Here is a 14863-nt window from a genome sequence, read left to right as displayed (position 1 = left end):
TTTAATCGCTCTGCATTACCCGTTCTTTTATCGAAACCATGACCCCGTTGTTATAGGTTTCTAATTGATACGGAGATATTGAAATTTCAATATGTCTGTCAGAGGTAATATCGTAAATTTTAGTATTGGGTTTACCCGTTTCATTGACTTTCGATATCAGCTCATTTAAACCCGGAAAATCAAACTTAAATGTCAGATCAAAGATTTTTCGGTCTATATCAAACTCAATGACATTTAAATAATCTTTTACAGCATCCGTGAAACGGCGAATCCGCAAATCTTTATCCAAAAATAGGACGGCCAAGCGGGTTGCTTTTAACAAGTTTTCCAGGTCATTATTGATACTGGTCAATTCCAGTATTTTCTGTTGATATTCACTGTTGACCGTGTAAAGTTCTTCGTTGACGGACTGCAATTCTTCATTGGTGGACTGCAATTCTTCATTGGCAGCCATCAGTTCCTCATTACTAGATTGTAACTCTTCGCGTGTTGTATCTAAATCTTCTAATGTTTCACGGTAGAGTTTTTGGCATTCAATCAGTGCGTAGTCAAGTTCTGAAACTCTATTTTTAACTTGTTGCTCTAGGCTGTATTCTGCATCTGCACGCCGGGCAACATAGGTTTCTTTTGACAAAAATGATAAAGCGACCAGTTTTTCATCATCGTTATCTCTGTCTGGAAATGAAAAGCATTTAATTGACCAGGGGGTCTGCTCGCCTTTCTCATTGGGCAGTTTGAAGGTATCTTGTAATAAAACACTACAATTTTCGCGTAGCACTTGATGTGCCGCCGAAATTGCATGACTGACGATATCGGGTTCCAGAATATCGGCAACATCATTTGTTACCAAGCCCGCTTGAATTTTTTTCGTGAAAAGGGAAGTATCGCCGTAAGTATAAACCAGTGCTAGTTTTTTGTTAAATATCAGGGTAGGCGGGGCAAACTCTTCAAATAATGCATCATAACCTATTTTAACTTTTCTGCTACTGTCTAACGATTTAACGTTTCGAGCAATATACTGTGGCAGCGCTTTAGGTTGATAGGTTTTACTCTTTAAGCCATTGTTTGCGATAGCTCTAACCGGGATTCGGATGTCTTTGGTTTTTTTATACACCCGGTAGCGGCCATCAAACGCATCAAAGTAGCTATCAAAATTGCCAGTGGTTTCAGCGCTGCCGAGTAGTAAAAAACCGTTTAAGCGAATGGCGAAGTGGAAAAATGCCATTGCTTTTTGTTGAGCCGGATTTTGTAAGTAAATTAAAGCATTACGGCAACTGACCATATCCATATTTGAAAATGGTGGATCTTGAATGAGGTTATGGGTAGCAAATACCACCATAGAGCGAAGTTCTTTACTAACTTGGTAATTGCCGTCAGCCGTCTGATTGAAGTTAGGTGAAAAAAGTGCGCTTGGGATTTCTGTTGCTATACTGGATGGGTATACGCCATTGGCGGCAAAGCCGACTGCACTTTGATCAATATCTGAAGCAAAAACTTTTACTGCTCGTTCTACATTGAGCTCTTCCATTGCGGCTCGGAATAACATAGCAATAGTGAAGGCTTCCTCTCCAGTTGAGCAGCACGCACACCAGATACGAATCGGATCTTCGCTGGTTTTACTTAATACAATCGGGATGATGACTTTTTTGTAGACAAAATCCCATACTTCTTGATCCCGGAAAAATTGAGTTACACCAATTAATAAATCTTGTTTTATTAATTCTATTTCTTTTGAATTCTTAATCAGGTAGTCGTAGTATTCTGGCAATGACTTTATATTGTTGATGCTCATTCGATGTTCAATTCGGCGAGCAACAGTGGATTCTTTGTACGCTTTAAAATCCAGCTCAGTTTGTTCATGTACTAGATCTAATATTTGATTAAGCACATCTTCATTTTCAGATAAATGATATCTGAAATGTTTGCCGTGGTTAGACAGTAAAGGGTGGTTAATAAAATTTCGAATCTGGTCAGCCATTTCATCGATATTTGATATAAAATCAACAGATCCAGTATTTATTGCATTGAGCGGCATACCATCAAATTTGGCCTCATCCGGCGCTTGAGCGATAACCATAGCACCCACTTCTTTAAGTGCTTGTGCACCACGGCTGCCATCAGAGCCTGTTCCGGATAAAATAACACCAATTGCATGATTTTGTAGATCTTCCGCTAATGAACGGAAAAATTCGTTGATAGGCAGGTTAACTCGGTTGTCCGGAGGCAGATCAGATAAATAGATTTTGCATTCTACTACCCGAATTAGTTTGCCAGGTGGCATCAAGGTTACGGTATTCGGTTGTATTTCTTCACCTTCTACAGCTTGATGAATGGGCATTTCTGTATACTTGGTTAAAAGCTCCGCCATCATGCTTTTAAAGTCAGAAGATAAGTGCTGAATGACCACATAAGCAATATCTAAATCAGTAGGTAACTCTAAAAATAATGCCTGTAAGGCCTCTAAGCCACCGGCTGAGGCACCGATACCAACAATGTGTGATGGTTTTTTTGTATTTTTTGACATCTTATTTTTTTATTTCCCTAATAATTTTTTTATTTTTTCGACAGGCATCGGTTTATTGTAAAAATAACCTTGTCTTAATGGCACGCCACATTGCTCTGCCAACGCTTGATCATGTTCATTTTCAATGCCTTCTAGCAATAACTGAAGGTCAAGCGCTTTACCCAAATTAACCGCGGCCATTAAAGCTGACTGTTTTTGTTGGTGAGTTAAATCCCCTGATAAAAATACTTTATCAATTTTAACCTGATCTAACCCTAATTTTATTAATCGTTCAATAGAGCTATAACCCCGGCCGAAATCATCCAACGACATACGTACATCAATATTTTTGAGCGCTGCGATATTTTTATAAATATTGTCATCAATGTGAGCGCTGGTATCACGTTCAGTTATTTCGATAAAAACTTTGTTGGGAGGGATGTTGTAGTCAATCAACATATTGCTGAATTTGTTTGCAAAATTACCATTTGTCATCAGGTGCAAATCGATATTGATGTTGAGGCAAGGTATATCAGTGATATTTTCATTCATTAACAAGCTGTATCCTAACAGGTTGCGTTGAATGATTCGATATAAAATTGTTTGCCCCCGTTTGTGTTCACGTATCTGTTCAAACACGCTTTCAATATCGCTCAATGCGTCTGAATCGAAACGGGTTAGTGCTTCGAGAGCATAAATTTTATCACCTTGGTATATGGGTTGAAAGAAACTGGTAAATGCTTTTTTTGTTTCTAAATCATTAATTGCATTTTGCGTTGCCAAAAGACTGGTTAACTGATTTGAGAGTTCGTCTGTATACAAGGTAATATCGTTCACTTTATTCGATTTGGCTTGATACATGGCTGAATCGGATGCAGACAACCATAGCTCAGCGATTTTATCTGCATTTTTCTCCTTTGGATGACGCGTCAAAATGATGTGCCCCATTGTTAATCCGATGCTTGAGTGTACATTAATCTCGTGGCTTTCAATTACACAAGGTCTGTTTAGTTTTTCAACGATAGCTTGTGCTCTATCAAGCGCAATAATATCATTTGTCACATTGGTCAGGATAACCACAAATTCATCACCGCCAATACGTGCCACAATGTCGCTAGAGCGTGTGGTATTTAACAATCGTTTGCCCACTATCTTCAACAGCTCGTCACCGATATGGTGGCCTAAATTATCATTTATATATTTAAATTTATCTAAATCAATAAACAATAGCGCACTGCTTGAAATTTTATCGGTGTTGTATAGTGTTTCAATTTCTTGCAATAAGGACACTCGATTGTGCAACTGGGTTAAAGAGTCATGTGTCGCTAAGTGTTTAAGGTAGGAGCTCTCTTTATATTCTTGAGTGATATCCTGCAACATGATGTAGTAGCTAACTAAGTGCCCCAACAAATCATACTGTTGGTCAATGGCCACTGAAATGACTTTTGTTCTACCGAGCGGTGTAATGACTTGGGTTATCAGCCTTAACTTTTCTTCAAAGTTTTTTTCATTTGATAAAAATTCAAATATTCGTTCTCGAGAAACATCGTCAAAAGCGTTTAACCAATTATTGCCTTGTAACTCATCCTGTCCTAATCCTAGCAGCGTGTATGTATGCGTATTGCAATATTTTAATGATAGTTGCGCATCAGTTTTGATGACCCCGATTGGAAAAGCATTGTACAGTTCTACCACTAAACTTTTTTCAGGAGCGCCAATTAACAACAAATACATTTCGTCCTGATAGTAGACTTCATCTACCGAGATATTAAATCCTTGACTGCTCGTTGATTTATGGCGGCGTAATACAGGGTTGATCGTCTTTTTCTGAGTGTTTAGGTTAAGCATTTTATTGACAACCGAACTCAGTTCCGGCGGAAGGTTAGCACTGCTCAGAATTGCGACACCATTGGTATCATATAAAACATAAAATCCACCCTGCAACTCTACGAACGACAATAATGCACTGGCCAGCTCTTCTCTGACACCGTACTGAATCGTGGAGTTATTGGTGGATAGAATATTTTTTTTCAATGCTAACCTCTTGCTGTGCTCATCAAGAATACTTTTCTTAATCGATAAATTGAACATTTTAATAATGCGCTTTTGTTGTACAGAATTCAATTGAACTCATAACTCAGTAGTACAAAATAGCTAAGGGTATCTGTTATTTGTATAACTTTTATTGCTGACTGATAATCAGTTATCAAAATTCACAATAATATATAGGTAAACGCAAGGTTTAAGCTGCATCCAATAATAAACTTAAACCTTTTCTATAACATTGTTTGGCTTTTTCTGATTGCTGGTTTTCTTGGTAAATATCTCCTAATATTGCGTAATTTTCTGCACTGGGTAATTGACGGATGGCACTTTCCATTGCTTGTTGTGCAAGCTGCCAATCACGGTTTTTAGCAGCGGTTATTGCCAACGCAATTTTCAGCCAGTCATCTTGTGGGTTACTTTTCAGTTTTTTTTCTAACCAAGCGATGAGCTTAAGAGGCTGATTCAATTCTAAGGTTTTTAATATATTGATGGTTGTTTGATTTTTGTGGGTGTCTTCATCAAAGAGTTTGATCAGCTTTTTTTCCACTGTGCTATGACAACCGGCTGCGAGTAATGCGCTAAAGTAATTTTGCCGAGCGTTGCCACTCGTGCCGACTAGCTTGGTCAGTTGTTTGTAAGCTTGCTCTATTGTTCTTTCACTGTTATCAAGCGCTGCTTGTGTAAATATTGGTTGCCATGCTTTTAATGCCAGTAACTGCAATTCACTATCTGTAATCTCGGCATAGCGTTTTACGTCCGGTAACAGTTCTCTTAATTTTTCAAAGTCTTCCGATGTTTCGTACAGGCGTGCTAATAATAATAAAGTTTGTGTGTTTTTTTTGTTCTCTCTGTACAATTTTTCCGTTAACTCAATCGCTTTGTCGGTTTTACCTTCTTGCTGTAAGCTTTGCGCCATAGCCAGTTGTTTATGGCTTTCATCACCATTTTCCTGCGCGCGCAGCAGGTACAAACTGCTTTCTTCATGCTGACCACAGTTTTTAGCGGCTTCAGCTGCAATTAAATAATGGCTGCTGGCAATCGGGCTGTATTTAGCGTGTTTTAAGCTGAGTTGTTCTGCTTTTTGCCACTGTCCAGACAGCAAAGCTTCAATAGATTGTTGTAATGCGTGCAAGCTGGTACTTTGCTTGCGGTTTTTACGCCAGTTGGAAAAACTACGGCGTACACTGAATAATGAAATTAGAACTTTTTCAATGAGTTTAAATACCAGATACGCGACCAGAATAATAAATAAAAAACCAATAAAACTGGCTTCCCATGACCATCCGGCAACATGGATTAAGACATACCCTTTTTCTTCTACTAGCACAGCTCCGCCGGCTAATAAAGCACAGGCTAATATAAATAGAACAAGTATTCGTATCATAGCGTGTTATCCATTAACGTCGGGGTATTTAAGGTTACCTGGCTATAATCAGCGACCAACTGCTTGTTAGCTAAAAGGATTAACCTGTCAATCACCAGAGTGACTTTAGGGCTGGTTGGATCATAATATTGGCTGACCCATTGTGCTGTTTGCTTTAAAGCGGTTTGATAGACCGCAGATTGTGCATTTAATGCAGCCCATTGTGCTTGATTTAATTTACTGAGCAAATTAAGTTCAATATTTTGCACCTGAGCTGGGGTTAATAAAGGCTCTATTTCTGTATCTCTCTTTTGTACTCTAAATAGCGATAAAAAGTCTTGCCAAACGAGTTTTAAGTTATCCCAACTTATTTCACTGCTGGGCTTTGTTTGCTCAGCACTGTTGGTTTTTGTTGGCATGACTGCCTGATTCAGAGGTAATTTTTTGAGTGATCCCATTAATTCGCTTAGCTGATAATATATCTCTTGATTATTCACTGAAGGTAGCGCGTTTAGGGTGCCGATATCTTCGGCGATGCTTTGTTTTATGGCTAAAAATTTGCTATCAGAAAGGGCTGCAAGTCGGTTTTGCACCATTTTTAATGCGGTCAGTGCAGCTTGTTTATCTTGTTGTAAAAATAGTTTGTGAGAAGCGATATTAATCAAATTTTTGATGTCGGTTAGTAACATTTGCTGGCGCGCTTTTTCACCACTTTGATTAATCAACTCAATGGATTTATCCATTTTTTGTTGTTGAGTTTGCAGCTTTTGCTCAACCTCATTGGCGAATTGGCTTAACTGATTGTTCAGTTGCGTGTTGAGTTGTTGGCTAAAATTTTGTTGTTCAGCTTGTTGTTGCTGTTTAAGTTCGTTGCTCTGTTGTTTAAGTTGTGACTTTAGTTGTGATTTTTGCGTTGTAAAACTTTGCTGCTGCTTAGCAAACGTGTTTTTTTGCATTTCCAGCTGCCAATATAACCATCCGCATGCACCGAGTGCCGCGAGTGCGAATAAAAATGCGATAAACGCGAGTGGGCTAAATTTACTGCCTTTTTCTTTTACCACCACAGTTTCTGAACGAGTCGTTTGCGAAGGTGTTTTTGCATTTTTTTCGACAACGACTTTTTCTGTCGCACCCTCTTTATCGGTAGTGCGCTCGGTTTTATCGGTTTGTCCTGCTTTTTCCGTGTTTTGAGCATCTTCTGCTTTTTTTTCTGTTGCGGCAGATTTATCCTGAGCTTGCGCTTGTTCCGCTCGTTCGACACTGGATTCGGGAGTTTGTTTGCCTGTATTATCCGTTTTATCTGTCATGTTAAGACGCTACCCTTAAATTTACGTAAGTGCGCAATAATATTGTGATTACTTGCGCTTCCTATATTGATAACCTGATCAAATCCATATTCTGTTAACTGTTTCGCGACCCGCTCTGAAGGGACTAAAACAAGTTTATGTACAAAATCCGGGCTAATTTTATCGACAACCAGACGATACAGATGCTGTGCAATCTCGCCACTGGTAAAAATAAATACATCGCATCTGTTGATTTGTTGTAACTGAGTTTCACTCAAATCAACCCATTGTCTTTTATAAACATTGTAGGTAGTTAATGGCTTATTAGCCAGCCTAAATGCGTTAGCTAACTTATCTCTTCCTTGTTCGCCTTTAAATAATATAGCTTGTTTAGATGTTTGGATTACCGGCAGTTGTAAAATACCTTCGGATGTCGGGGCTGTTGGCGTTAATACGTTTTTAAACCCGGCTTGGACTAGTTTTTTTGCGGTCGTTTGGCCTACTGCGACACATTGCATTTCAAGTAACGGGTTTAATAGTTTTTTGTGCTGTATTGCATGCTGTAAAAATTCAACCGCATATTGGCTGGTAAAAATTAGAATCGTATCAAGGGGGGAGGATGAACCCAGCAGAATGCTATTGAATCTATCGTTGTCAATTAAATTGAGGTCACTACCTTTTTGTAGTTCGAAAATGGGACAGTGCAGAGGTAAAAAATGTTCTGCCCGTAGCAGGTGATTTAGCTCTTGTGCACTGTCTGCGACACGGCTGTGAAAAACAGTCGTTTTATTGTTGGCCATAAACCTCATCTAACACTGTTTTAGCGCCGGCTGCTAATAATTCTTGTGCAGCGGCTTCGCCTATCTGCTGAGCCTCTTCAATCATCCCAGATTTTTCAGTATAAAAAACCTTTTTACCATCGACCGATGCTACTAGCCCTCGAAAGAAAAGTTCATTGCCTTTAAATTCAGCAAAACCCGCGATAGGCACCTGACAACCACCATTGAGCTTGGTGTTAAAAGCACGCTCTGCGGTCAACCTTATTGTCGTATCTTGATCTTTTAGGACAGATAAAATGTTATGTGTTGCTTGATCACCGGCACGACATTCAATACCAACTGCGCCCTGCCCAACGGCTGGTAACATAACTTCTGTTGGTATGCGATAGCGAATTCTATCTTCCAGTTTAAGGCGAATGAGACCCGCTGATGCTAAAACAATCGCGTCGTATTGCCCTTCATCAAGCTTTCTTAAGCGGGTTTGTACATTACCGCGCAACCATTTTACCTGCAGATCGGGCCGGTGTTTTAGTAGTTGGCACTGGCGGCGTAAACTAGAGGTACCAACCACAGCGCCTTTGGGCAGGTCATCAATGGTTGCATGATGATTTGATACAAATGCATCGGTTGGATCTTCTCGTTCGCAAATGACGGATAACGCTAAACCTTCGGGAAACTCCATAGGTACATCTTTCATTGAATGAACGGCAATGTCTGCGTCACCTGATAGCATTGCGACTTCTAATTCTTTTACGAAAAGCCCTTTTCCACCAATTTTTGCCAACGGTGTATCTAAAATTTTATCGCCTTTTGTTTTGATTTTGACTAAGGTTACTTTTAGATCTGGATGGGCTTGTTGTAGTTTTTGTTGTACGTATTCAGCTTGCCATAAGGCCAGTAAGCTGTCGCGAGTGGCGATTCTTAGGTGTTTGCTCATAAAGAATTAGCTTTTTTGTTTGCTTTTGATGATTGCTTATCTTAGCCCAAATAGGGCAGTGACCCAAGTGGTTATGTGTTTTAGCTTCGAGCTACGAGCTACGAGCTACGAGTTTTAAGTTACAAGTTACAAGTTACAAGCAAATAGTGTAGGTCGAGCCTTTAGGCCGACAAAAAGCAGCAAGCTACAAGTTTCAAGTAAGTCGTGTAGGTCGGGCCTTTAGGCCGACAAATCGATGCCAAATTTCCTTATGCTGCCGGTCATTGAACTATTGAGAAGGTCTTTGGGTCGATAGCTTACACAAAACTTAAATGTTTTTCTTTAAACCCAAAGGTTAAATGGCGCGTTTAAAGACGTGCTAACTCAGCTTAATCGTTAAAAAGGGCATTTGCATGAAGAAAAAATGGGTTGTTTTGCTTTTTTGTCTCCCCCTAGTGACGGGGTGTAGTTTAACATTTTTATACAACAATGCAGATTGGGTCGCTAGTTGGTATCTCGATGATTATGTTGATTTAACGCACGAGCAGAGCGAAATATTTGAGGAGAAATTTGATAGCTGGCACCAATGGCATCGTACAGAGCAGTTACCACTGTATAAAACTCAGGTCGACGCTTTGCTGGCGCAAATAGAAATGGGCATAAAACCCGATGTATTTAAACAACATATTGATCAGGTAGAAACGCACTGGCGCAATTTGTTGTTTAAAATAACGCCTGAACTGAGCGAAATGTTATTGATGTTAAGTGACCGTCAAAAGCGAGAGCTGATTGATAACTTACGCGAGAAAAACACCGAAAGACGCGAAGAATGGCTAGCAATGGATGGTACTGAAAGATATGAACAAGCATGGGAGCGTAGAGTCGAGCAAAATGAAAATTGGTTCGGTACGCTCAATAAAAAACAGCTTAAAGTTTTAAAAATGCAGGGTAGTGAATACGAAAACACTTTTTTAATGTGGCTGGATTATCGGGACAACTGGATCAATGCGTTTGAGAATGCATTGTTTGTTAAAGAGAAAAATATCCAGCGGGAAGGCTTGCAAAAAGTTTTGGCAACACCTTATTTGTGGCGAGGAGATGCTCTGCAGCAAGCGCTTGATGTTAACCGGCAAAAGTACAGCGAACATTTTGTTGAAATGTTGGACTTGTTGACTACTAAACAGCATAAATTTTTTGTTGCTAAATTAACTGACTACCAGCAAGATTTTCTCGCACTACATCAAAAATATGATTAGTTCGAGAACGCATTAACTAAATGTGAATTTCCAACCGGCTTTGCGCTGGTATTCTTGTTCTTGAGTGAGTTCACTTTCCATTAACGGATGGCTTTTTAACCAGTTTGCTTCAAAAATCAGATTCAAGTCATCCAGTCCGGTACTGCTTAATTTAACTGTGGGTAACACTTCATCTTTACGGCGCATGGTTAAAATAACGGATAAACGCAATATCCGTGTTAACTGCCCAGCTAAAATTGGACTGGTCATGGTTTGCGCTTTTACTTGTGTTATATCAATATCTTCACGATAGTTGTGTACTATGGCTATCAGTAATTTTCTTTGCGCTAAGCTAAAACCTGGTATCGCTGTGTTACTTAATATATAAGCCGCGTGTTTGGCGGCAAACTTAAAATCAACCGTTAATCCAACTTCATGTAAAACGGCTGCTGCTTCTAAAACGGCTCTGCTGTCGTGTTGTTCTAACGCCCAATGAACATGCAATTGGTCAAATAGTTTGAGCGCGGTGTCACGCACCCGATAAGCATGTTCTTTATCCAGTCGGTACCTTTCAATAAAACTGCTGAGTGTACGTTGGCGAATATCTTTTTGTTGCAGGCACGGAATCATGCCATAAATAATGCCTTCTCTGAGTGCCCCCCCTGCGACCACCATATAACTGATGTGCAGGGCTTGAAAAATGGCAATCAAAATGGCTAAGCCACTGACAAAAACAGGGCGTCTTTCTTCTGCTAAACCCACAATATTGAGATTATCTATATGCCCACATGCAATGGCTGTTTCTTTTAATTTTAATAGCTTATCCAGCGTAATCATTTCGCTGTCGCCTTGCGCTATTAAAATTTCCTGAATTGCTTGCGGCGTACCTGAAGCGCCTAAACAGGCTTGCCAGCCAAACGCCATGTAAGGCTGCATCTTGCCCGACATTTCAACTTGAGCAGCGTTGATCGACATTTCAAAATTGCGCAGGTTGATAATATCGTCTTTGAAAAATTTTTTGCGGTAGGTTACACAGCCCATATTTAAGCTATTAACCACTTTGGGGGTGAAGCGCTCACCAGCGACCATTTCAGTGCTGGCACCACCAATGTCGATAACGAGTTTTGTTTTTGAAGTGCCTGAGGTATGTGCAACACCAATATAAATCAGCCGAGCTTCTTCTTCGCCACTGATAATATCAACCCGATGATTTAAGATTGATTCGGCGCGTTCTAGAAAGTCAGCTGAATTGGTGGCTAAACGCAGTGCCGCGGTACCGACAATGCGTACGTTTTTTGCCGGAATATCTTGTAGCCTTTCTGCAAATAGCGATAAACAGTCTAATCCTCTTGCAATCGCGGCTTCTTCTAATGCTCCATTTTCCTGTAAACCAGACGCTAACCTGACTTTACGTTTTATTTTGCCTATCGTTTGTACGCTGCCTTCAACGGAGCGCACAATGAGCATATGGAAACTGTTTGAGCCTAGATCAATAGCTGCATAAATCGGATAGTTCTGCTCTGCCATTCAGGCGTATACTCCTAGTTACGACGACCTTTGTTATAGTTTCTGTTATTTTCCGTTCGACCATGCTGCATGCGTCTTTTAGCTTGTGGTCTGGGTGGTTTTACATCGTCTAATAATTGCGTTGAGTCATATTTAGTGACCGCTATGCTATGGCCGATATATTCTTCGATAGCAGGTAAATTATAGACGTATTTTTCACAAGCGAAACTAATTGCATGCCCCGATTCGCCTGCACGACCCGTGCGTCCGATACGATGCACGTAATCTTCACAATCGTCCGGTAAATCATAATTAAATACATGCGTGACCAATGGAATATGCAGACCACGGGCGGCAACATCCGTCGCGACTAATATATCCAACTGACCATCGGTAAATTTTTGTAAAATGCTCAGGCGTTTTTTCTGAGGTACATCGCCTGTTAATAATCCAACTCTATGTTTATCAGCTTTTAACCACTGATAAACGGCTTCACAGCCATGTTTTGTATTGCTAAATACAATTGCTTTGTCTGGCCACTCTTCTTCCATTAGGGTTAATAAGAGCAGCATTTTGTCTTCATTTGCCGGATAAAACAGCTCTTCTGTAATCCGCGTATTGGTCATCTGTTCAGGGGCTATATGCACATGCGTTGGACTCGACATGTGTTCATAGGCTAATTCTTGTACACGCATAGATAAGGTTGCTGAATACAGCATACTTAATCTTTCACTGGCTGGTGGCATGCGTCTAAACAAAAAACGAATGTCTTTAATAAAACCTAAATCAAACATGCGATCGGCTTCATCAAGCACGACAGATTCAATTTGACTTAGATTAATAAGACCTTGCTTATAATAATCTATAATACGTCCGGTGGTGCCAATTACGATATCTGCACCGGCCGCAAGTTGTTCATTTTGGTCTTGGTAACCGTCTCCGCCATAGATAAGTGCAAGCTTTAAACCTGTATGTTTAGCAAGTAAAGCTGCGTCTTTATGAATCTGTACAACCAACTCTCGAGTGGGTGCTAAAATAATTGCCCGAATATGGCTGGCAGGTCTATCCTGCGGGGCTTCCCGGCTTAGTAGCTGATTGAAAACAGCGACCAAAAAAGCCATGGTTTTACCCGTTCCGGTTTGCGCTTGGCCGGCAACATCGCCACCTTTTAACGCGATTGGAAGACTCTGTGCCTGTATCGGTGTACAGTGTTTGTAATTCGCCTCTTTCAGGGCTTGTTGAACCTTTGCATGCATGGGTAATGATGCAAATTCAACTTCTGATAAATGTGTTTGTATTGTCATAGTATGATCAAGCATAGCAGTTTAAGCTTGCAAAAAGAATCTGAATGGATTAAAAAAACAGTCTGTTTTATTCTCATCGGCTTAGGCCGTAATATTTGGAGAAATTAATGAGCTCTGATGCCATTTTAACTTTATCTGACACAAGTTTTGAGTCTGATGTAATCAATGCTGAAAAACCAGTACTAGTCGATTTCTGGGCCGAATGGTGTGGTCCGTGCAAAATGATTGCACCTATTTTAGATGAAGTTGCAACTGAGTATGAAGGCAAAGTCACTGTTGGTAAATTAAATATTGACCAAAATAACGCTTCACCTGCTAAATATGGTGTTCGTGGTATCCCGACACTATTGTTATTTAAATCGGGTAGCGTTGCGGCTACTAAAGTGGGTGCGCTTTCTAAAACTCAACTTAAACAATGGTTAGATGAAAATCTATAATTCATAAGATTTAATTATAAAGAAGCTCTGAAAAGAGCTTCTTTTTTCTGGATCTATCCTTAATTAAGTGCTAACTTTGTCTGAGTTGTTGCTTAATTCAAGCCAACACCCTTTATTTTTTCCCAATTTAATCAAATCAAGCATGAACTGTTTCAGCCAGTCTCTGAGATAAGAACCCACCAATATGAATTTAACGGAACTCAAAAACAAACCGATTAACGAACTTGTCAAACTTGCAGAGTCAATGGGACTCGACAATATGGCTCGTTTACGCAAACAAGATATCATTTTTGCAATCTTGAAAAAGCACGCTAAAAGTGGTGAAGACATTTTTGGTGATGGTGTACTAGAAATATTGCAAGACGGCTTTGGATTCCTGCGCTCAGCAGATTCATCTTTCTTAGCTGGTCCTGATGATATCTATGTATCACCTTCACAAATCAGACGTTTTAATTTAAGAACGGGTGATTCCCTTGCGGGTAAAATTCGTCCACCAAAAGAAGGTGAACGTTATTTTGCATTATTAAAGATTAACGAAGTTAACTTTGATAAACCTGAAAACTCGCGTAATAAAATATTATTTGAAAACTTAACGCCTTTGCATGCCAATGAAAGATTGCGCATGGAACGGGGGAATGGTAGCACCGAAGATATTACCGCGCGTGTGCTGGATTTAGCATCCCCTATTGGTAAAGGTCAGCGCGCGTTAGTTGTTGCACCACCTAAAGCCGGTAAAACCATGTTGCTGCAAAATATTGCACAATCTATTTCGTGGAACCACCCAGACTGCGTGTTAATGGTATTGCTGATTGATGAACGTCCGGAAGAGGTAACCGAAATGCAACGTTTGGTTAAAGGTGAAGTAGTTGCTTCAACCTTTGATGAGCCTGCCAGTCGTCACGTTCAGGTTGCTGAAATGGTGATTGAAAAAGCGAAACGTTTGGTCGAGCATAAAAAAGACGTGGTGATATTATTAGATTCAATCACTCGTTTAGCGCGCGCTTACAATACTGTCATTCCTTCATCGGGCAAAGTATTAACCGGTGGTGTGGATGCAAATGCATTACATAAACCTAAGCGTTTTTTTGGTGCTGCACGAAATGTTGAAGAAGGTGGTAGTTTAACCATTATCGCAACTGCCTTGATTGATACCGGCTCAAAAATGGATGAAGTTATCTATGAAGAGTTTAAAGGTACAGGTAACTCTGAAATTCACTTAAACCGTAAGATAGCTGAAAAACGCGTCTTCCCAGCAATTGATATTAATCGTTCTGGTACACGTCGTGAAGAGTTGCTGACAACGACAGACGAATTACAGAAAATGTGGATATTGCGTAAAATTGTTCATGACATGTCAGAAATTGATGCGATGGAATTTTTAATCGATAAGTTAGGCATGACTAAAACGAACGATGAATTTTTCGATGCAATGAAACGTCAAAAAGGTAGCTAAACTGACCTGAGTTAATTAACTCGGTTACTGCTAAC

General features: G+C 40.0%; 11 protein-coding genes. 3 read left to right on the top strand and 8 right to left on the bottom strand.

What is annotated here, in order from left to right:
• Window position 1 precedes the first annotated feature (1 nt).
• The 6 genes from FNT16_RS04650 to hemC all read right to left on the bottom strand — a co-directional run bounded on the left by FNT16_RS04650 (window position 2) and on the right by hemC (window position 8914).
• Window positions 2-2524, bottom strand: coding sequence for a chemotaxis protein CheB (locus tag FNT16_RS04650; RefSeq protein WP_143870448.1), 2523 nt, complete (start codon window positions 2522-2524; stop codon window positions 2-4).
• A gap of 9 nt (window positions 2525-2533) precedes the next feature.
• Entirely contained in the window at window positions 2534-4537 is a 2004-nt protein-coding gene (locus FNT16_RS04645; RefSeq protein WP_185976694.1) for a diguanylate cyclase domain-containing protein, read from the bottom strand.
• A 208-nt stretch (window positions 4538-4745) separates the two neighbouring features.
• Entirely contained in the window at window positions 4746-5933 is a 1188-nt protein-coding gene (locus FNT16_RS04640; RefSeq protein ID WP_143870446.1) for a heme biosynthesis HemY N-terminal domain-containing protein, read from the bottom strand.
• Window positions 5930-7219 (bottom strand): uroporphyrinogen-III C-methyltransferase, encoded by a 1290-nt coding sequence (locus FNT16_RS04635; protein ID WP_143870445.1) that lies wholly within the window; start codon window positions 7217-7219, stop codon window positions 5930-5932. The genes FNT16_RS04640 and FNT16_RS04635 overlap by 4 nt, the downstream gene beginning before the upstream one ends.
• Window positions 7216-7998 (bottom strand): uroporphyrinogen-III synthase, encoded by a 783-nt coding sequence (locus FNT16_RS04630; RefSeq protein WP_185976693.1) that lies wholly within the window; start codon window positions 7996-7998, stop codon window positions 7216-7218. Before FNT16_RS04630 ends, FNT16_RS04635 begins: the two co-directional genes overlap by 4 nt.
• Entirely contained in the window at window positions 7985-8914 is a 930-nt protein-coding gene (hemC, locus tag FNT16_RS04625) for a hydroxymethylbilane synthase (protein WP_143870443.1), read from the bottom strand. Before hemC ends, FNT16_RS04630 begins: the two co-directional genes overlap by 14 nt.
• Window positions 8915-9306: 392 nt before the next feature.
• Between hemC and FNT16_RS04620 the strand changes: the two genes are divergently transcribed.
• The gene (locus FNT16_RS04620; protein WP_143870442.1) at window positions 9307-10149 is read left to right on the top strand and encodes a DUF6279 family lipoprotein; all 843 of its coding nucleotides are present in this window, start codon (window positions 9307-9309) and stop codon (window positions 10147-10149) included.
• 12 nt (window positions 10150-10161) lie between these two features.
• On the opposite strand, the gene gppA is transcribed toward FNT16_RS04620, so the two are convergent.
• Both gppA and rhlB read right to left on the bottom strand, forming a co-directional pair.
• Window positions 10162-11655: a guanosine-5'-triphosphate,3'-diphosphate diphosphatase gene (gene gppA, locus FNT16_RS04615; protein WP_143870441.1), complete on the bottom strand. Its 1494-nt coding sequence runs from the start codon at window positions 11653-11655 to the stop codon at window positions 10162-10164.
• 14 nt (window positions 11656-11669) lie between these two features.
• Entirely contained in the window at window positions 11670-12938 is a 1269-nt protein-coding gene (gene rhlB, locus FNT16_RS04610; RefSeq protein WP_143872871.1) for an ATP-dependent RNA helicase RhlB, read from the bottom strand.
• Between the two features lie 107 nt (window positions 12939-13045).
• Here rhlB and trxA point away from each other — a divergent pair, with 107 nt between their 5' ends.
• Window positions 13046-13375 carry a thioredoxin TrxA gene (gene trxA, locus FNT16_RS04605; protein WP_143870440.1) on the top strand — a complete coding sequence of 110 codons (330 nt, stop codon included), beginning with the start codon at window positions 13046-13048 and terminating at the stop codon, window positions 13373-13375.
• Window positions 13376-13559: 184 nt separating this feature from the next.
• Window positions 13560-14828 carry a transcription termination factor Rho gene (rho, locus tag FNT16_RS04600; RefSeq protein ID WP_143870439.1) on the top strand — a complete coding sequence of 423 codons (1269 nt, stop codon included), beginning with the start codon at window positions 13560-13562 and terminating at the stop codon, window positions 14826-14828.
• Window positions 14829-14863 lie beyond the last annotated feature (35 nt).

It is taken from the genome of Catenovulum sediminis, from assembly GCF_007289895.1.
GTDB lineage: Bacteria > Pseudomonadota > Gammaproteobacteria > Enterobacterales > Alteromonadaceae > Catenovulum > Catenovulum sediminis.
This window is presented reverse-complemented; position numbering and strand designations above follow the sequence as displayed.